This window comes from Sphaerochaeta sp. UBA5849 (genome assembly GCA_002432715.1).
In the GTDB taxonomy this organism is placed as follows: Bacteria; Spirochaetota; Spirochaetia; order Sphaerochaetales; family Sphaerochaetaceae; genus Sphaerochaeta.
On sequence record DJGJ01000060.1, the window covers coordinates 30,566 to 47,575 of the forward strand.

A 17,010-nucleotide genomic window follows, 5' to 3' on the forward strand; every position below is an offset into this window, starting at 1 on the left:
GCGTATTCCTTTGCCTTTCGGCTTCACTTAAAACAAAGTCCTGAAAAATCCACGGAGCTTGGAGGCGGCCCCACCCTCTTTTCGGTGCACCCGTTCCTTGCGCGAGCGGGTGGATGTTCCCGTCTCACGCACCTTCCGGGCCTCGCTTTTGAGCAACCCCAGAACCGTTGTGTACTGCGGGCTTATATAGCTTCGGTCCAATCCCCCGATGGCCTCGGGAAACCCAAGGCGGGCGGGAAGACGGAAAATCTCACTGGCAAGTTCGGTAACCCCGCTGAGCAGGGACCCGCCGCCGACAAGCACCACCCCTCCACCGAACGAGCCCTGGATTTGGGCTTTCTCCAAGTCGCTTTGCAAGCGGGAGAAAATCTCAGCCATGCGGGGCTCGATCACCTTGCTCAGTTCCTTCTTCGGCATCTTGATGGCGGGAAGACCGCCTACCTGAGGAATAAGAATCATTTCATCGCTGGAAACCGAAGGAACGTAACTGTGGCCGCTTTCACACTTGATCTGTTCAGCTGCAGCTCTCGTCTTGTTCAAAATATAGGCAATGTCGTTGGTTACCGCCTCGCCGCCGAGGTTGACGCCTCCGGTATACACCGGAGCCCCGTTGGTATAGGCGATCATATTGGTGATGCCGCTTCCAATGTTGATGAGGATCGTCCCCATCTCTTTCTCTTCACTGCTGAGCACGACTTCCGAGTCGGCAAGGCTCTGAAGCACCAAGCGCTGCACGGATAGGCCGGAACGCTGGATGCACTTTCGTTCGTTCTGGCAGATGGAGGATGCAGCGGTGACAATGAGCACCCGGCTCTCCAGCCGGTGGCCGAGCATATCGATCGGGTCCTTGATGCCCATCTGTCCATCGATCTGAAAATCCTGGACCAGGGTATGGAGAATTTCCCGATCCTGGGGAAGCTCAAAAGCCCGGGCCACTTCAAGACTTCTGAAGATATCTTCCCGCTTGATCTCCTGATCCTTGCTGTTGATGCCGACCACTCCGGTGCTGGGGATCCCGACGACATTTTCACCACCGATACCGATGATCACCTCGTTCATTTCAGCCCCGGCTTGCAACTCGGCCTCGTTGATTACGGTTTGGATGGTCTTCAAAGTCTGTTCAATATTGACGATTGAACCGGCACGAACCCCTTCGCTCGGATGTTCGCAGATGCTGTCGACCATCAGTTGGCCGTCCCGGCTCACCGAGCCGATTACGCATCTGGTCCGGCTCGAGCCGATATCCAATCCCATCAACATCTTTTCACCAGCCATTACAGCAACCCCCTTCTGGTCGGTCTCACCACCTGCGTACCAAACCTTCACGATAGAGGTCGTAACGCCTGGCTTCCGAGCTGAGGAAAGAGAGGGAATCTTTTTGGTCCTGCAGGACCAACGAGACAGCCGCATGTATTTGCGGTGCCCCTACAGGCTCCCTCACCCAAATTTGGGCATTCAGGGACGAGAGTTCAAGAACCATCTTTCCAAAGCTGTTACTACTATTATTATCGTATTTTATCTTAGTTATCAAGGTGGTTTTTCCCTCAAGCGAGGTTGCCAGCTGCATGACGTGGAGAAACGAGTCGTCAACCGAGTACGTTGCCATCATGTGTGCATAGGAAGCGGGCACCTCGATGGTGACGACGACTTTCTGCCAAGCGGATACATCATCAGGATGCAGCTTCCTCAAATGATGATCCTCAACCAAATAGGCCTGCCCTCCATCCTCCTCCCTGATTACCGCCGACGCATCAAAAAGATGCAGAGTAGCCTGCAAGGTCGAGGGCGGTTTTCGCCGGAGGTCCGCTTTTTGTATTCCGGTAATGTCCGTAAGCGCTCTTTTTTGTTTCATCATGTTGATGGAGAACAGCGAAACACCCACCAATGAAGCCAACTGCTGCTTCGCCTCTACGGGAACTTCCCCGCTGCCTCCCTCTACCGTAATCTGGACCGTACGAAGGTTGAAGGCGGGTATCGATTGGAGAAGCAACAGGCCCAGGATGATGGCAAATACAAGGATGAGCAAGGTCAGTTTCACCTTGATCGCCACCGGTTTCATGACAGGCTCCCCGCATCAGGAAAAAGGATGGACTTTCGCTCTTCACGTTTCAGCGAGCTCTTCTGCAGCGGGATTTTTCCGCTGCTGATCAACATGATCCGATAGAGTAAGGCACTGCTGGAGAGAACCACGAAAAGGTTGGAGCCCCCTTGGCTGAAGAAAGGCATGGGGATTCCGGTCGGCGGCAGCAGGGCTGTCACAACCGCCAGGTTGAGGATGGCCTGGAAGAGGATCATACTGGTAAGGCCATAAGCCATGATGCTTGAAAACCGGTCCCGGCTTTCCATCCGGCTTGCAGCGTTGTATCCCAAGATGGCTATCATGGCAAAGAGAACAAGAATGAAAGAGCTGCCGACAAAACCGATTTCTTCACAGATGGATGCGAAAATAAAGTCGCTCTGCACTTCAGGAAGCAGGCCGAGCTTGTATTGTCCGTTGCCCAACCCCACCCCGAACAGCCCCCCCGCCCTGATGGCTTTCAGACTGTTCGATACCTGATAATTCATGCCGGCAGGGTCGAGGGCGGGAAACAGGAAGGAGAAAACCCGTTTCACCCGATAACTCTGACTGAACATGGCGATCAAGGCGGGGGCTGCGAGGAAGGCGAGCAAAACAAGCAGATGACCAAGTTTGAAACCGCTGGCAAGCAGGAGTGCAAAACTGAGGGCAAGAAAAAGCAAGGCCGAAGAGTAGTCCCGTTGGGCGAAAATCAAGGCGGTGATGACCAAGCTCACAATAATCGGGGCTCCGAAACGACGGACGGGGGACTCCGCGCTGCGGTCCTTTTGGTAGTAGGTGGCATAAAAAAGGATGATGGCGATTTTGGCAAACTCCGAGGGTTGCAGAGAGGGCAGAGACCCGATCTGCAACCACCTCCGCGATCCCAGCCTCTCCTGCCCGAAGGGTGTGAAAAGCGTCATAAGAAGCAGAAGGATCGAGACAGCCAGGACCGGATAGCTCAATGCCTTGAGAAATGAGAGGGGGATGAAGCGGATGACAAGGGAGGCAACCAAGGCAAGCAACACGAACATCAACTGGCGGGTAAAGAAATAGTAGTGGGGAAGATCGTGGATCAGGGCTTCGTTGTACGAGGCACTGTAGAGCATGACCAGCCCCAAGGTGGTGATGAGTACGATGATGCAGAGGAAGGTGAAAGCGCTCAAGCTTCCTCCCATCACATCCATCGCTTGTTCATGGTTCTGCCAATCATCAAATTCGCGTCGTATATCCATCATATCACCTGCTTATCAAGAGCGAGAGCAGGGCGAAGGCCCAGGAGACGAGGATGAAGGAGGAGACAATACGTCCCTCGGCCACTCCTTTTTGCTCATATGCATGATGCAAGGGGGCAATGGTGAACACCTTGCGCCCAAACCGTCTGATGGAGATGATTTGAATCAGGCTGGTGGCCAGTTCAACCAAGAAAAGCCCGCCGGCAAGAAACATCACCACCTCATAGCCCATCAAAAGGGCCGAAACTGCAATATAGCCGCCCAAGGCATGACTGCCGCAGTCGCCCATGAAATACTTGGCGGGTTTCTTGTTGAAAACAAGGAAGGCAAGCAACGACCCCGACAATGCCGGGGAAGCGGAGATCCCGCTTCGATGGGCAAGCAGGAGCAACAGAGCCAGGAGCGGCATGGCAGATCCTGCCGCAAGGGCATCAAGACCGTCGGTGATGTTCACTGCGTTGACAAAGTACAACAGGTACATGCAGGCAAAACCATAATACCACACGCCCAGCTCCAGGCCGAACGGACCGATGTCCAGGTAGGTGTCAAGCAAATTTCCGTTGTAAAGCAGCAGCAGCATCACCATTGCCGCCGCACATTGCAGGGCGAGCTTGAGAAGACTTGAAAGGCCGTCCCCGTTGCTGGAACGACTTTTCATCCGATCATCGATGAATCCGATGAGGGCGAAAAGCAATAAGGCAAGCAAGGGATGGACAACCCCGCTCTCAAGCAGCGCAGGATCAAGGAACGAGGCAAGCAGCGTTCCCATGCAGAAGGCGATTCCCCCGATCACCGGGGTGCCTTGCTTCTCTGCCTGTGTTCCCAGCAACTCCGGCTTGATTGCAACCTTGCTCTGTCCGATTACAGACAACAGGACCTTCGATAGTACGAAGGTCGCAAGAAAGGAGGAGAGCAGGAGCATGAGGTATCTAGATGGCATATCCAAGCGACCTCCTTTGCAGCGAGGGTATCAGCCGCTCCATGGCAACCGACCGGGAGGCCTTGAGCAAGAACAAGTCTCCCCTGCGCCTGTGCTTCTGCACCATGCTTTCAAGCTCCTCAAAATCCCGGGTATAGCTCACTTCGCCCCGGTATCCAAGCTCTCTCAACTCCTGGGAGGCTTCCTCCATTTCTGCACCATACAAATAGGTTTGGTCGAAGGACGAGGAGGCAACCGTTCGGGCAACCATGCGATGGGCTTGCTTGGAGAGCGCACCCAACTCCTTCATAGGCCCGAGCACCACCTTCTTCGAGCCCTGCCAGCTGAGACCGGACAGGTAGGTGAGAATGCTGTTGGCCGAATCGAGGCTTGCGTTGTAGCTGTCGTCGATGATGGTCACCTCGCTCCTATGGACGAAGGAGCGGCCCTGCATCGGTTCAAACCCCTGTAAAGCCTCAGCGATATCGCTTGCATGTGCTCCCAGGTAACGAGCCACCCTGATCGCCCCCACTACATCTTCAAGCAGGTGACGCCCTACTGATTTCACACTGAAGGTATGGCCTTCATAGGTGAGCATCCAGCCGTCGAGGCCGAGATCGATTGCAGAGATCTCATTGGAATCGTAGCGGACAAGATTCCTCCCTGCAACACGCTCGATCAGGTCGAGATGGGAGCAATTGCTGCTGACAAACCCGGCTTCCAGGCCAGGATGGAAGATCCGTGCTTTCTGCTCGGCGATCACCTCTTGGCTTCCCATCTTTTCCAGGTGGGAGATGCCGATGTTGGTAAGCAGGGCGATCGAGGGCTTGAGCGTGCCGACCATCCTGTCCATTTCGCCTACATGGTCGATGCCCATCTCAAATACCCCGTACCGGGAGTCTTCCTGCAACCCGAACATACTCAAGGGAAGGCCGTATTCACTGTTCAGGTTTCCCGGTGTCTTGGCAGTCGGGCCCATGACTGCTGTTATCCTGGAAAGGGCTTCCTTGGTTGTGCTCTTTCCGCAGCTCCCGGTGATTCCGATGGTCTTGACCGACGACAGGCGCTGCAGGTAGCTTTGTGCCAAATCGTGCAAGGCCGTCAGCACGTCATCCACCGCAAGAACCGGGCAGCTCACACGTGCCCTCGCCTCTTTGGCACGGCTCTTGGGCACCACCACCGCTGCAGCGCCTTGGTCACAGACATCCGAAAGGAATGAAAACCCATCGTTTTTCTCGCCTTTCAAGGCAAAAAAGAGAGATCCTTTGGTGCAGGCACGGCTATCGATCTGCACATCGGTGATGAGGGTGGTGTTTGCGTTCAGGCAATCAGCGTGCATCAACGGTGCTATGGAGGCGGCGGTGAGGCGGCATGCATCGATATGCTGGTATCCACTACTCATAGCATGCTCCTTGCCACCATCACCACAGCCTCGGCCTTGATCGGCTTAAATTCGATGTCTTGTTTCCATGCACCATGCACAAGTGCCTCCGGCATGCTGAGGCTGGCTATTGAGGCCTTGAGGACCTGTTGCTCCTCTTCCAATACCTGGCGGTTCTTCAGCAATGTCTGATATTCAACTTCAAGGGCACGGTTGACACCTTGTTGCCACAGGGGCATGAAAATGGCTCCCATGACACAGAGCAACATAAGAATGATGACCAGCTGCTCGACATGCCGTGTTCCACTCTGCTTGTGCGTCGGTCGTTGCTTCAGATCAGTAGTATACCAGTCGTTGCCCATATCCCACTCCCTTTTAGCGTTTCTCTATAATGCGCAGTTTGGCACTCCTGCTTGCTGCATTCTCCTCTCGTTCCTGATCGCTCGGGATCAGGGGTTTCTTGGTAAGAAGACGGATAGTCGGCTCATCGCCTTCAGCCATTCCCTTGAACAGCCACTTGACATGCCTGTCCTCCAGCGAATGAAAGCTTATGACCGCCAAACGCCCTCCGCTCTTCAAAGCCTTCACCGCCCCCCGAAGCGCCGGCTCGATCCGATCAAGTTCCCTGTTCACCTCAATCCTGATGGCCTGGAAAGTTCGCGTCGCCGGGTGTATGTGACCATACCGGTAATTGGCTGGAACCGCCTTGTAAATGATCGATGCAAGTTCTTCGCTGGTTGCAATCTTTGCAAGCTTGCGTTTTTCAACGATGGCCCTGGCTATGCGCCTTGAATACCGTTCCTCACCGAAGTTGAAGATGACATCGGCAAGCCGCTCTTGCTGGTATCCGTTCACCACGTCATACGCACTGATCGGGGCATGCTCATCGAGGCGCATGTCAAGGGCCTCGTCCTTGCGGAACGAGAAGCCCCTTTGCGACTCTTCATAGTGAAAGCTGGAAATTCCCAAGTCGAAGAGAATCAAGTCATACACCTGCTCCTCCCCCTGGTCAAAAAAATCGTTGAACCACATATTCTTTGGAATGAAACGGCCGGAGAACTCCTTCATCCGCTCAATAGCCTTCTGTTGTATGGCCGAATCACGGTCGAGGCCTATGACGGTCAGCTTTGGATAGGTTGAGAGAAAGAGATGGGTATGCCCCCCCTCGCCGCAGGTGCAATCGACCATGATGGCTTCGCTGTCCTTGCCGACAACCAAATGTTGGAGGATTTCTTGGGCCATGACTGGATAGTGCACGTACTCCATTATTGTTCCTCCCTGATCATTTCGCTGAGCGATTGGGCGGCGTCGAGGAATTCACCCATGCTTGTGTGCAAGTATTGCTCATACTCGCTCTTGTTCCAAAGCTCCAAGTAGTTGCCGGTTCCCAGCAGCACCGATTCCTCTTTCATACCGAGTCCTACGCTCTCCCTGAGGCTTGCGGGAATGTTGATTCTTCCGACCTTGTCAAATTCGCACAGCTGTGCAGGTGCTATCATGCCCCGCTGCAGGATGCGCAACTTTCGGTCGAACATCGAACCCGGGCCGTTCATGATTGTGTTCTTCAATTTCTCAAAATCGGTTGGGAGCATAAGCCACAGGCAATTTTCCAGGCCGCGGGTCACATACAAGGCATCTCCATCGAGTGCTGTACGCAATCGGGAGGGAATGAGAATGCGACCCTTGTCGTCTATGGTGTTGTAAAATTCACCAGTCAACATGCCTTTGCTCCTCTGTGATTCCCACAATGTTGGGATTTTTTCCCACTTGTACCCATTAATGTACACTTCTTACCACCAGTACACAACCAATGATCTCCCCCTTTCACCGTCCAAACACAACAAAATTCACCTGCCATGCTTAACAGGTGTAAGCCTATTCCTACAATGTTGGAGGTTTGTCGGTACACAAAAAAGCCCCTCTCGGGTTGGAGAAGGGCTGAGAAATCAGAAAAAAGGGGCTTATCGGTCTGGATTGAAGATATTGTAATCTATATCGCTGAAGATGATATCTCGCTTTTCAGCTTTCACCAGCCATTCGGTATTGACTGCATTCTTGCACATATTCCCATAGACCACGTTGAAATTCCTCAGATGGTCGCGTACCCGTTTTTCGGCATATGCGGTGCTGCTCTTATTGAACAGGACGAACGGCCAATCGCTGGCCATGGCGAGCAGGACCTCCCTTGCGGCTTGGTTGAGGAAGCGCTGCTTGAGACTGATCTGGTCGTTGAACCTGACTGCAAGCTCCTCCATCCGTTCGATGGCCTTGTGGATGTGACGATAGGTCCATGCATTGGAGCCGTCAAGCCATACTGCGCTGTACCCGCCTTGTCCCCAGGACGAGAAGGCAGGCCTTGCAGTCTGCAGACTGGTACCCTCTTTGGAAAGGAAAAGCGAAGGAGTGACCAATGAGATCTCCTCACTTTCTTTTGCGGCAAGACGGATGACTTGATCAAGCCACTCAATTCCCTCAAACCACCAGTGGCCGAACAGTTCGGCATCGTAGGCAAGGGTGAACAGTGGGGCTACGCCCATGGCAGAAGAGAGCTGCCGTCCTTTCTTTTTCAGGTTGTAGATGAAGTTGTGAGCGTGTTCAACTACTCTCTTTTGCGCTTCGGAGCGCTGATACGGCACCTTTTGGTCGGTGTGGCCGGTGATCGCCCAGTACTTGTATCCGGTGAAGACACGGACTGACGGTTCATGGATATAGGGTTTGATGTACTCCATCGGCAGATCGTAGCCGATATCGCGATAGAATTCCCGATAGGCCTTGTCGGTCGGATAGCCGCTGGTGTTGGACCAGACCAAGCTGGTTCCTTGGAAATCACGGGGGAAAGCGGCAACACCGTTGGGACATCGCACTGGACGATAATTACCGTACTGCACCTTGTCGGGGGAGAGCAGCATGCTCTGGCTTGCCGTTTGGAACCAGGAAATCCCATGGTACTTGAGATTTTCCTCCAGAGCCGGGTAGTAGCCGCACTCAGGCAGCCAGAAGCCTTTGGGAAGATGACCGAAGGTGGTCAAAAACGACTGTACACCGAGCTCGATCTGGGCATTGATGGCCGTCGGGTACTCCGTGTACAACGGCAGGTAGGCATGCGTTGCTGCGGTGGTGACAAGCTCCAGATGCCCGGAGGTCTCCAAGGCCTTGAAACCATCGAGGATATTGGTACGGTAGAGGTCCTGATAATCGGAGAGGTTCTGCTTTGCCTGGCCAAGGTAGAATTGGGCCATTTCCAGGAATTCCGGTTGTTCGTTGCCGCAACGCTCGACTTCCTTCTCTCCAAGCTCGATGAGCCGCTCCTCATATTGAACGAACCGCTCCTGAAGGACGGGATCGGTAAGCATGCAGCACAGGGTCGGAGAAAGACTGATTGTGAATTTAAAGGGAACCTTGTCCGCCTTGAGGTTGTTGAACATCCTCAAAAGGGGCAGATAGCTCTCACTGATGGATTCAAACAGCCAGTCTTCCTCAAGGAAACGTGGGTATTCGGGATGACGTACAAACGGAAGATGGGCATTCAGGATGAATACAACGGAATTGGCAGGCATTAGAGCACCCCCTTGCTCAAGAATTGAGCGATATCACGAATCACTGCATTGTCAACAATTTCCCCTTCCTTGGTCACCAAGGAGGAAAAATGAATCGTAAACAGGTCTTCGTCCAGAGCAAGTTGTTCTCCATTGTTTTGCCAGTACGAGGAATGAGTCTCCACGCTTTTGCTCTGAGCGAGAGACATCTCATTGCCCTTGTGGTCGCGGTAGCACAAGTCCACCAGATAGGAGGAACCCATATTCGGCAGGTTGATGTTCCACTGGGTGTCCTCACTGGTGATAGCGATATCGAAGGTCTTAATCTCGTTCGTGTCGAGCACTGTCTCTTGCACCCGCAAAAAAAGAAATCCGTCCAGCTCCCCTTGCTCGCCGAATACGGTATGCATGGCCGATTGTGAGAGAGACCAGTAGGCGTATGCCCATTGGGGATCGCGAAGCAACAGATGGATGGATGTGTCAAAGTAACTTTCAGGAAGCTCCTCGACCCCGGGCAACCCATTGATATGCTGCATGCTTCCACGGTAATCGGTAAGGGAGTTGCAATATCGGTTTCGGTTGATCTTACCTTTCAAAGCAGCAGGTATTTCATCATCCTGGTCTTCGAATGCCTCCTCAAGAGCATCGATGAGCGCTTCTCGATCCAGTGACTGCCAGGTAGCAAGCCCTTCTTGTTGGGCAATGTACTGCAGCTCGGTAGTAGACAAGGAATCAATATTGATGAGAATCATGCTTACTCCCGCAATGCATCCAAACGGATGGTCTTTCGTTCAATCGTAAAAGAATCATCCGTCTTAGTCAACACAGTATAATACAAGGCCTTAGTCGAAGAGAGTCAGCAGGGCTAGATCCACCATGGCATTGAAGGTTATCTGCCGCTCTTTTGGGCTGACCTGCTCGCCGGTCAGCAAGGAGTCGCTGACAGTCAGCAGCGTCAAAGCCTCGATTCCCTTCAGACGGGCAAGGGTGTAGAGCTCACACGTCTCCATATCGATGGCCATGGTCCCCACCGATCGGGCGATGGCTTTTTTTTGTTCACCATGCATATCGTAGAACTGGTCGCTTGTAAACACGTTTCCCACGGCAAAGCCAACCTTTGCCGCCTTTGCATGCCCATATGCCTTGTTCAGCAGTTCAAACGAAGCCGTCGGGGCAAATTGATACGAACCGAAACGGCTTTTATTGATGGCGCTGTCGGTGTCGGCGGCTTGGGCGATCAGGATGTCCTTGAGCTTGAGCTTTTCACTCATGGTTCCACAGGTTCCCACGCGAACAAGCCGTTTAGCTCCATACGAATCGATCAGTTCATTTGCATAAATGGAGAACGAGGGTATTCCCATTCCGGTTCCTTGCACCGAGACCCTGTTGCCCTGCCAGTAGCCGGTAAAGCCGTACATACCCCGTATCTCGTTATATTGGGTGACATCGGTCAAATAGGTTTGTGCTATGTGACGTGCACGCAGCGGATCGCCGGGCAAAAGAACCGTAGAGGCAATGCTCGAGGGATCGGCAACTATATGAATGCTCATAAGCTCCTCCTATCATCATATTCTCGAACAGAAAGGACTAAAGAGCAAGATGCATCTATTATCGATTGGAACGCTATGCTATACTTCGGCCTGCTATATGAAAACACTGCAAAAAGAGAAAACCTCACTCATTCTTCATGGGCATTTTTACCAGCCCCCAAGAGAGAACCCCCAGACCGGAATCATAGGAAAGCAGCTCTCTGCCAGCCCCTACCCGGACTGGAACGAACGGATCCATGCTGATTGCTACAGCGCAAACAGCCACTCACGCTATCTATCGGCGTATCGCAGGATCCTCAGCATGACCAACAACTATGCATACTTGAGCTTCAACTTCGGCCCCACCCTGCTTTCCTGGATGCAAAAAGAGCACCCCCAGACCTATGACCTGATCCTGGAAGCCGACCGACAAAGTGTTCAACGGTTGGGCTGGGGCAATGCCATCGCCCAAGCTTTCAACCACTCGATACTCCCACTCTGCACCAAGGAAGACGCCAGGACCCAAATCCTGTGGGGTTTGGATGATTTCAACAGGCGTTTCGGCAGGGAAGCCCAAGGCATGTGGCTTTCAGAAACCGCCATAAACCCCATGGTGGTCGACCTACTCGCAGAATGCGGGGTATCATTCGTCATCCTCTCGCCCTGGCAGTGCCGTGCCATTTCCAAGGATGAGTCGAGCATCCAGGAACTCAATGGCAAACCGGCACCGTATGACAGGCCGTTCCTTCTGCAGGGCAAAAGCGGAAAAACCATCAACGCATTCTTCTACAACCCCCAGTTGGCGGAGGGCATCAGTTTCGGACACTTTCTCAGGGATGCAGATCAGTTGTACGAGCGGCTGCTGGCAATCAGGAACGGGGACAAGGTCCAGCTCATACACGCCGCAACCGACGGGGAAATCTACGGCCACCACGAGCCCTACGGGGACATGGCCTTGGCGGCCCTCATCAAGAAGGTCAACGATCGCGATGATTTCTCCTTCTCCAATTACGGGACCTACCTCGCTTCTCATCCGGCAACCGAATGGGCCCACCTGCATGAGGGTGAGGAAGAAAAGGGCACCAGCTGGTCCTGCCCGCACGGCGTCAGCCGATGGTATCGTGACTGCGGCTGCCATACCGGCGGTGATGAAAGTTGGAACCAGAAGTGGAGGACTCCCCTGCGCAAGGCGTTTGACAACCTCAGCCAAGCCATCGACGCAATCTACCCTACAGAAGTAAGGCGACTTTTGGGAGACCAGGTGCAGCCGGCTTCACTGCTGCATGCTTTCGCCCCGGTGGCTTCCGAGCTGATGGACATGCAGACTTTCCTGGCGCAGTACAGCGACAACCAGGAAGTACAGGTGCAGTTGGCCCAGTTGCTGCTGGCACAAAAGTACAAGCATTTCTCCTATACCAGTTGCGGTTGGTTTTTCAACGACCTCGCCGGTCTGGAACCCAGGCAGAACATCACCTATGCCCTGATGGCTGCCCAGCTCTGCCAGCAATTCAACGGTGGGGAACTGATGATCAACCTGCTGGATGACCTGAGCAAGGCAAAAGCAAATCGAAAGCAGGATGGAAACGGCCAAAGCCTCGCCATGGAGAGCCTGCAACAGCTCAAAGGAGAGGTTGAGGCTGCTCTGTACTTCACCTTGAACCGGAGGATCGCCAACAGCATCGACCATGCATCCACATATGGATACTTTGAGCTCGAGTCCTTCGCCCTGCAGGAAGACGGCAGTGTGAACCTGGTTGTCCTGAACAAGCAGTCCTTGGTCTGCTATGAGTGCAAGGCCGTAGACCTGCACCCGGCTGCCATGAAGCTCGAATACTCGATGACCATCCAAGGCTCCAACGAGAGCGAAGAGCAAATCTACTACCTGGACCACGAGGATATCAACTTGAGAATGCGCGATGAGCTGTTCGACCAGATTGACCGAACGGTATGCTCCTTTGACCAAAGCCAGATCAAGCAGCTTTCAAAGAACCTCGGCCACTATGCAAGCCTGGCTACAAACATACCTTATCTTCCAATGGGTTCGCTCTATCAGGAGCTGATCGGGTCCTCCCTGCAGGCAATCAAGAATCTTTTCATGTTCGGGGCGCTTGCGATGTGGGACGAGTTCAAGGGCGACTTCACCTTGATGCTCGATTTCTTCATCAAGTACGGCAAACAACCCGACCTTGATTTGATCCAAACCCTCTTCGACAACCAGATGACGGCCATGGCACAAAAAATCCAGACGTACGGACTGTATAATCTGAACAGCAGGTTCGTGCTGGAATTCTTGGACATCATCCGAAAGCGGGGTTTCCAACCCAATCTCACCGCCATCCAGGATGCTGTATATCACTACCTGAGCATGCAAAAACAACTTCCGCAATCAACCGATGTCGATCTGATCAACAAGTTGGGTGACGTCCTGAACTTCGACATCAAGATTACAGGGTTGTGACCAAAGCCGATAACTCGGGATTTTCTGCAAGCACTCTTGCTGCATACGAACACAGGGGGACGATCAAACGTCCCTCTTTTTGTGCTTGTTCGACAACAAGCATCACCAGCATGCGGGCGATGCCCTGCCCCCTGAGCTACGGCGAAACATAGGTGTGGTCGATGGTAAGTTTATCATTACCCGGCTTTCGGGTCACAATGCAGGCAACCGGGGGCTTGCCGTAGGCAAATCCGTTCTCGGTCTGGTAGTACTCCATTCTCAACTTCCTTTCTCCAACAGTTTCCTTGCATGCCCGAGGCTCTCCTGGCTGGTATCGTCTCCGCTGAGCATACGGGCAATTTCCCTCTGGCGCTGTTCACCCTTGACCGGGGAAATGGTTGAGTAGCTCATTGCATTGCGAATTTCCTTGCTCACCACCAGATGATGATCAGCCTTGCTTGCAATGGACGCAAGATGGGTAATTACAATGACCTGATGCGTTCGAGCTAGGTTTTTAAGCTGCTCTGCAACCGAAAGCGCCACACTTCCTCCGATTCCGGCATCGACTTCGTCAAAGATCAAGGTGGGTATTGCGTCACTTTGGGCCAGCGAGGTCTTGACCGCAAGCATGATGCGGCTCAATTCTCCACCGCTTGCAACATCCTTTATCGAACGCATTTCAAGCCCTGGATTTGCACAAATCTGAAAGCTGACTTCATCAATCCCGCTTGCCGTCGGACTCGTTTGGGTAAAAGCAATGGAAAAGACCGCCTCCTTCATCCCCAAGGTTCTCAGCTTCTCTTCCACTTCGCCCGATAGAAGCAATGCCGACGCTTTCCGTTTGTCCTGGAGTGCCCGGGCTTGCTCAAGCAGTGTCCCGTAGGCAAGCTTTATCTGTTTTTCCAACTTGCTCAACACAATCTCCCCCTGCTCGGACAGAGAGAGCTTCTCCTTGCTTTTTGCAAGGAAGGCTTGCACGGCCTCCAGGTTGGGACCATACTTCTTCTTCAATCGCTGCAATTGTGCGAGCCGGCCTTGCAACCTATCCAGCTCCTCTTCACTATAAGCCATACCGTTGAGGTAGTCGCGAACGCTCTCGTAGATGTCCTCGATCTCAATCGTGGAGCTTTCAAGCCGTTCACCAAGGGTTTGCAGGGAGGGATCGGCCTTGCCTGCCAAATCCAGCTGGGTTTTCACCTGATGAAGCAAGGCCAGCGTGCTCAAACCCTGGTCATTTCCGTGCAGAAGCGAGACCGCCTGACTCAATGCCTCGTGGATGTGCTCGAAGGATGCAATGACCTGCACCTGATTTGCAATCTCCTCATCCTCCATCGGTTTTGGATTTACCTTCTCGATCTCATCGACGGCATAGCTGAGATAGTCCATTTCACGTTTTGCCGCCTCCAAGTCTGCTTGGACGCGTTCAAGCTCTGCTTTCAGGCTCTGGTACTGGTCATATGCGCTCTTGTATGCCGATTTTTCCGCCCCGCAAGAACCGAAGGAATCGAGGACTGAAAGCTGATGGGAGGTGGACAAAAGACTCTGATGGTCTCTTTGTGCACTGATGTCCAGCAACTCAGCGGTAATGAGGGCAAGCTCCGACCGTGTTGCCAACCTGCCTTGGATGGTTATGGAGGAACGTCCATTGCTCTTGATGGTTCTGCTTGCCACCAAGGTGTCGTCCTCCAGTTCCAACTCCTCTTTCGCCAAATAGGAAGCCAGATGAGCTCCCATCGGTTCGGCAATATGAAACGAGGCGCTGACTGTTGCAGAATCGCACCCGCTTCGAATCGACTGGACCTCGGTTTTCTCTCCGAGCAACAGGGTCAAAGCTCCCAACAGGATGGACTTGCCGGCACCGGTTTCACCGGTGATGACGCTAAATCCCCCAGGAAATTCGATGACGCTGTCCTCTATGAGTGCATAGTGATGTATCTCAAGCCGTTCAAGCATGCAGTCCTCCTCCCGACCAATTCAGTTTATCACGGAGTACTTCTATGAAATTACGCCTTTCGCTTGTGACCAACAGCGCCTTGCTGCGCGATTTTTCCACAATGATCACATCATCCTCCTGCAAAGGAAAGATTTGCTGGCCGTCGAGGGAGAGCACGAGACCGGTTCTTTGCCCCTTGGGTATGGTCAATGTAATCCGTGATTCCCCGCTGACCACCAGGGGCCGGTTGGAGAGTGTGAAAGGACAGATCGGGGTGATGATCAGCGAGGAGAGGTCGACATCGAGGATGGGACCGCCGGCTGCCAGGCTGTATCCGGTTGAACCGGTGGGTGTTGCTATGATCATGCCGTCGGAGCGGAAAAACCCTGCATCGGTGTTGTCGATGCGCAGCGCCATGCTGATCACCTTGCTGATGCCGCTTGAGGATACGACCATCTCATTGAGGCCGTGACCGGTAAAGACCTTGGCCCCGTCACGAATGACTGCGGTGCGGATCATCAATCGCCTGCTGATGCAGTTCTTCCCCGAAAGGTAAAATTCGATGGCTTCCTGCCACTCATCGACCGATATCTCGGTGATGAATCCGAAGGTCCCCAAGTTGATCGCGAGAATGGGGATCCCAAGGTCCTGCAGGTATCGTGCACTGTAGAGGACCGTCCCGTCGCCACCGAGGCAGATAACCAAGTCGGTGCCTTGCTGTACCTCCAAGGGTTCATTTTCTGCATTGGTCGGGAAGACTGAATTCGAGATTCCCTTTGCATCCAGATACTCCGAGATGGTCTTTGAGAGTGCATGGGAAGCTTCCTTTCCCCAGTTTGCTATAATCAATACATGCCGTACAGGCCTCTCTTCCATGGTAGACTCCTTAGCTCAAGTGAGAAATGACTTTGATCAGCAGTTCAACTTCGCCCTGTTTCAGAAACGGATACAAAGGTAATGTCAGTGCTCTCAGATAGAGCGGAATAGCCTTCGGATAGAGGTCGAAGCGGTCGCCGGCATGCATGGCAAGCGTATCGGTGAAGGTTTTCTTCGCAGATACCTGATACTTGTTGGCAAATTTGATGGCATCCTCGGGCTTTGAGTCCAAGGCGACGCAGAAGCTGTACCCGTTGGGGAGAAAATCGATGTTGCCGATTCCGAAAATCCGATGTGGTGTCTTCAGCAGGGATTTTGCAAAGAGAGCATAGAGCTCACGACGTTTGGCCAGTTGCTCGCCGAGTGTGGCCAGCTGGATCATGCCAAGGGCTGCATTCATATCCGGCAATTCGATATAGGGACGTACTTGGGGGGCAAATGCTTTCACCGACTTTTGATGCGTTTCACCGGTATAGGCAAGGACTGCACCTCCACCGGTGCTTACGATGCAATCCTCTTCGAAGGCACAGAGAATCAGGTCGCCGAAACTTCCAGCCCTCCGGTCTTCATACTCACTTGCCAGACTTTGGGTGATATCCTCGATGACGGGCACTCCCAGCTGCTTGTAATCGCAGGTTATCGGAATCTGGCACATGGGCAGGTGGATCAACAGGGCGCTGCAGCCTTGTTCGACGAGTCTTTGCGCTTCCTCTTGCGCAAGACACCCATGCTCGGGATCGATATCGCCACACAGCAGTTCATAGCCCATGGACTCTACCACACTCTGATACCAGGAGGGAGAGAGGATGCTTGCTCCGATTTTTGCCTTGCCCTCCAATTCACAGGCTTGCAGTGCACAGCAAAGTCCATCCACATAGGAACGGAGGGCGATGCCGCCTTTGGCGCCGATCAACTCACAAAATTGCTTGAGAAATGCATTCTTTCGTTCGCCTGGACCGATGCGTTCATCGACCATGGTCTGCAATACAGCATCCATGTCTTTTCTGCGCAAGGTGGGTTTATGGAAAGGAATCAGTGCCACGAGAGCCTCCTCGCGAAAGTATATCCGTATTTGGCTGCAATAGGAAGGCCAAAAAAAGCCCTCCGA

At 53.2% G+C, this 17,010-nt stretch carries 15 protein-coding genes and 1 pseudogene; 1 reads left to right on the plus strand and 15 read right to left on the minus strand.

Going from position 1 to position 17,010, the window contains the following annotated elements:
* Window positions 1-27: 27 nt before the first annotated feature.
* The 11 genes from ftsA to deoD form a co-directional block, all read right to left on the minus strand.
* Window positions 28-1,326 carry a cell division protein FtsA gene (gene ftsA, locus B3K89_RS10570; RefSeq protein WP_298501703.1) on the minus strand — a complete coding sequence of 433 codons (1,299 nt, stop codon included), beginning with the start codon at window positions 1,324-1,326 and terminating at the stop codon, window positions 28-30.
* Window positions 1,301-2,059 carry a cell division protein FtsQ/DivIB gene (locus tag B3K89_RS10575; protein ID WP_293895399.1) on the minus strand — a complete coding sequence of 253 codons (759 nt, stop codon included), beginning with the start codon at window positions 2,057-2,059 and terminating at the stop codon, window positions 1,301-1,303. Before B3K89_RS10575 ends, ftsA begins: the two co-directional genes overlap by 26 nt.
* Window positions 2,056-3,291 carry an FtsW/RodA/SpoVE family cell cycle protein gene (locus B3K89_RS10580; RefSeq protein ID WP_293895396.1) on the minus strand — a complete coding sequence of 412 codons (1,236 nt, stop codon included), beginning with the start codon at window positions 3,289-3,291 and terminating at the stop codon, window positions 2,056-2,058. Before B3K89_RS10580 ends, B3K89_RS10575 begins: the two co-directional genes overlap by 4 nt.
* 4 nt (window positions 3,292-3,295) lie before the next feature.
* The gene (locus B3K89_RS10585) at window positions 3,296-4,231 is read right to left on the minus strand and encodes a phospho-N-acetylmuramoyl-pentapeptide-transferase (RefSeq protein ID WP_345907377.1); all 936 of its coding nucleotides are present in this window, start codon (window positions 4,229-4,231) and stop codon (window positions 3,296-3,298) included.
* Window positions 4,221-5,612 (minus strand): UDP-N-acetylmuramoyl-tripeptide--D-alanyl-D-alanine ligase, encoded by a 1,392-nt coding sequence (locus B3K89_RS10590; protein WP_345907378.1) that lies wholly within the window; start codon window positions 5,610-5,612, stop codon window positions 4,221-4,223. The genes B3K89_RS10585 and B3K89_RS10590 overlap by 11 nt, the downstream gene beginning before the upstream one ends.
* Entirely contained in the window at window positions 5,609-5,953 is a 345-nt protein-coding gene (locus B3K89_RS10595; protein WP_293895387.1) for a hypothetical protein, read from the minus strand. Before B3K89_RS10595 ends, B3K89_RS10590 begins: the two co-directional genes overlap by 4 nt.
* Before the next feature lie 13 nt (window positions 5,954-5,966).
* Window positions 5,967-6,857 (minus strand): 16S rRNA (cytosine(1402)-N(4))-methyltransferase RsmH, encoded by an 891-nt coding sequence (rsmH, locus tag B3K89_RS10600; RefSeq protein WP_293895384.1) that lies wholly within the window; start codon window positions 6,855-6,857, stop codon window positions 5,967-5,969.
* Window positions 6,857-7,312, minus strand: coding sequence for a division/cell wall cluster transcriptional repressor MraZ (mraZ, locus tag B3K89_RS10605; protein ID WP_293895381.1), 456 nt, complete (start codon window positions 7,310-7,312; stop codon window positions 6,857-6,859). The genes rsmH and mraZ overlap by 1 nt, the downstream gene beginning before the upstream one ends.
* 240 nt (window positions 7,313-7,552) lie before the next feature.
* A complete protein-coding gene (locus B3K89_RS10610; protein WP_345907379.1) occupies window positions 7,553-9,148 on the minus strand; it encodes a glycoside hydrolase family 57 protein in 1,596 nt (531 codons plus the stop codon).
* Window positions 9,148-9,879, minus strand: coding sequence for a DUF4912 domain-containing protein (locus B3K89_RS10615; protein WP_293895375.1), 732 nt, complete (start codon window positions 9,877-9,879; stop codon window positions 9,148-9,150). The genes B3K89_RS10610 and B3K89_RS10615 overlap by 1 nt, the downstream gene beginning before the upstream one ends.
* Window positions 9,880-9,969: 90 nt before the next feature.
* The gene (gene deoD / locus B3K89_RS10620; RefSeq protein ID WP_293895372.1) at window positions 9,970-10,677 is read right to left on the minus strand and encodes a purine-nucleoside phosphorylase; all 708 of its coding nucleotides are present in this window, start codon (window positions 10,675-10,677) and stop codon (window positions 9,970-9,972) included.
* Between the two features lie 97 nt (window positions 10,678-10,774).
* On the opposite strand from deoD, the gene B3K89_RS10625 reads away from it, so the two are divergent.
* Window positions 10,775-13,114 (plus strand): DUF3536 domain-containing protein, encoded by a 2,340-nt coding sequence (locus tag B3K89_RS10625; RefSeq protein WP_293895369.1) that lies wholly within the window; start codon window positions 10,775-10,777, stop codon window positions 13,112-13,114.
* Here the strand turns inward: B3K89_RS10625 and B3K89_RS10630 are convergent.
* The 4 genes and pseudogenes from B3K89_RS10630 to B3K89_RS10645 form a co-directional block, all read right to left on the minus strand.
* Window positions 13,101-13,238 (minus strand): annotated as a pseudogene (locus B3K89_RS10630) (N-acetyltransferase); the annotation flags it as partial. The gene B3K89_RS10625 and the pseudogene B3K89_RS10630 sit on opposite strands and share 14 nt — an antisense overlap.
* A 134-nt stretch (window positions 13,239-13,372) precedes the next feature.
* Window positions 13,373-15,046 carry a DNA repair protein RecN gene (recN, locus tag B3K89_RS10635; protein ID WP_293895366.1) on the minus strand — a complete coding sequence of 558 codons (1,674 nt, stop codon included), beginning with the start codon at window positions 15,044-15,046 and terminating at the stop codon, window positions 13,373-13,375.
* Window positions 15,039-15,902 (minus strand): NAD(+)/NADH kinase, encoded by an 864-nt coding sequence (locus B3K89_RS10640; protein WP_293895363.1) that lies wholly within the window; start codon window positions 15,900-15,902, stop codon window positions 15,039-15,041. Before B3K89_RS10640 ends, recN begins: the two co-directional genes overlap by 8 nt.
* A 10-nt stretch (window positions 15,903-15,912) precedes the next feature.
* A partial coding sequence (locus B3K89_RS10645) for a DegT/DnrJ/EryC1/StrS family aminotransferase (RefSeq protein ID WP_345907380.1) occupies window positions 15,913-17,010 on the minus strand: 1,098 nt, incomplete at its 5' end.

What these genes read in the sequence shown, in the direction of transcription:
- B3K89_RS10575 (WP_293895399.1), bottom strand. Translation starts at nt 2,059, where the DNA reads ATGAAACCGGTGGCGATCAAGGTGAAACTGACCTTGCTCATCCTTGTA.
- B3K89_RS10580 (WP_293895396.1), bottom strand. Translation starts at nt 3,291, where the DNA reads ATGGATATACGACGCGAATTTGATGATTGGCAGAACCATGAACAAGCG.
- B3K89_RS10585 (WP_345907377.1), bottom strand. Translation starts at nt 4,231, where the DNA reads ATGCCATCTAGATACCTCATGCTCCTGCTCTCCTCCTTTCTTGCGACC.
- B3K89_RS10590 (WP_345907378.1), bottom strand. Translation starts at nt 5,612, where the DNA reads ATGAGTAGTGGATACCAGCATATCGATGCATGCCGCCTCACCGCCGCC.
- B3K89_RS10595 (WP_293895387.1), bottom strand. Translation starts at nt 5,953, where the DNA reads ATGGGCAACGACTGGTATACTACTGATCTGAAGCAACGACCGACGCAC.
- rsmH (WP_293895384.1), bottom strand. Translation starts at nt 6,857, where the DNA reads ATGGAGTACGTGCACTATCCAGTCATGGCCCAAGAAATCCTCCAACAT.
- mraZ (WP_293895381.1), bottom strand. Translation starts at nt 7,312, where the DNA reads ATGTTGACTGGTGAATTTTACAACACCATAGACGACAAGGGTCGCATT.
- B3K89_RS10610 (WP_345907379.1), bottom strand. Translation starts at nt 9,148, where the DNA reads ATGCCTGCCAATTCCGTTGTATTCATCCTGAATGCCCATCTTCCGTTT.
- B3K89_RS10615 (WP_293895375.1), bottom strand. Translation starts at nt 9,879, where the DNA reads ATGATTCTCATCAATATTGATTCCTTGTCTACTACCGAGCTGCAGTAC.
- deoD (WP_293895372.1), bottom strand. Translation starts at nt 10,677, where the DNA reads ATGAGCATTCATATAGTTGCCGATCCCTCGAGCATTGCCTCTACGGTT.
- B3K89_RS10625 (WP_293895369.1), top strand. Translation starts at nt 10,775, where the DNA reads ATGAAAACACTGCAAAAAGAGAAAACCTCACTCATTCTTCATGGGCAT.
- recN (WP_293895366.1), bottom strand. Translation starts at nt 15,046, where the DNA reads ATGCTTGAACGGCTTGAGATACATCACTATGCACTCATAGAGGACAGC.
- B3K89_RS10640 (WP_293895363.1), bottom strand. Translation starts at nt 15,902, where the DNA reads ATGGAAGAGAGGCCTGTACGGCATGTATTGATTATAGCAAACTGGGGA.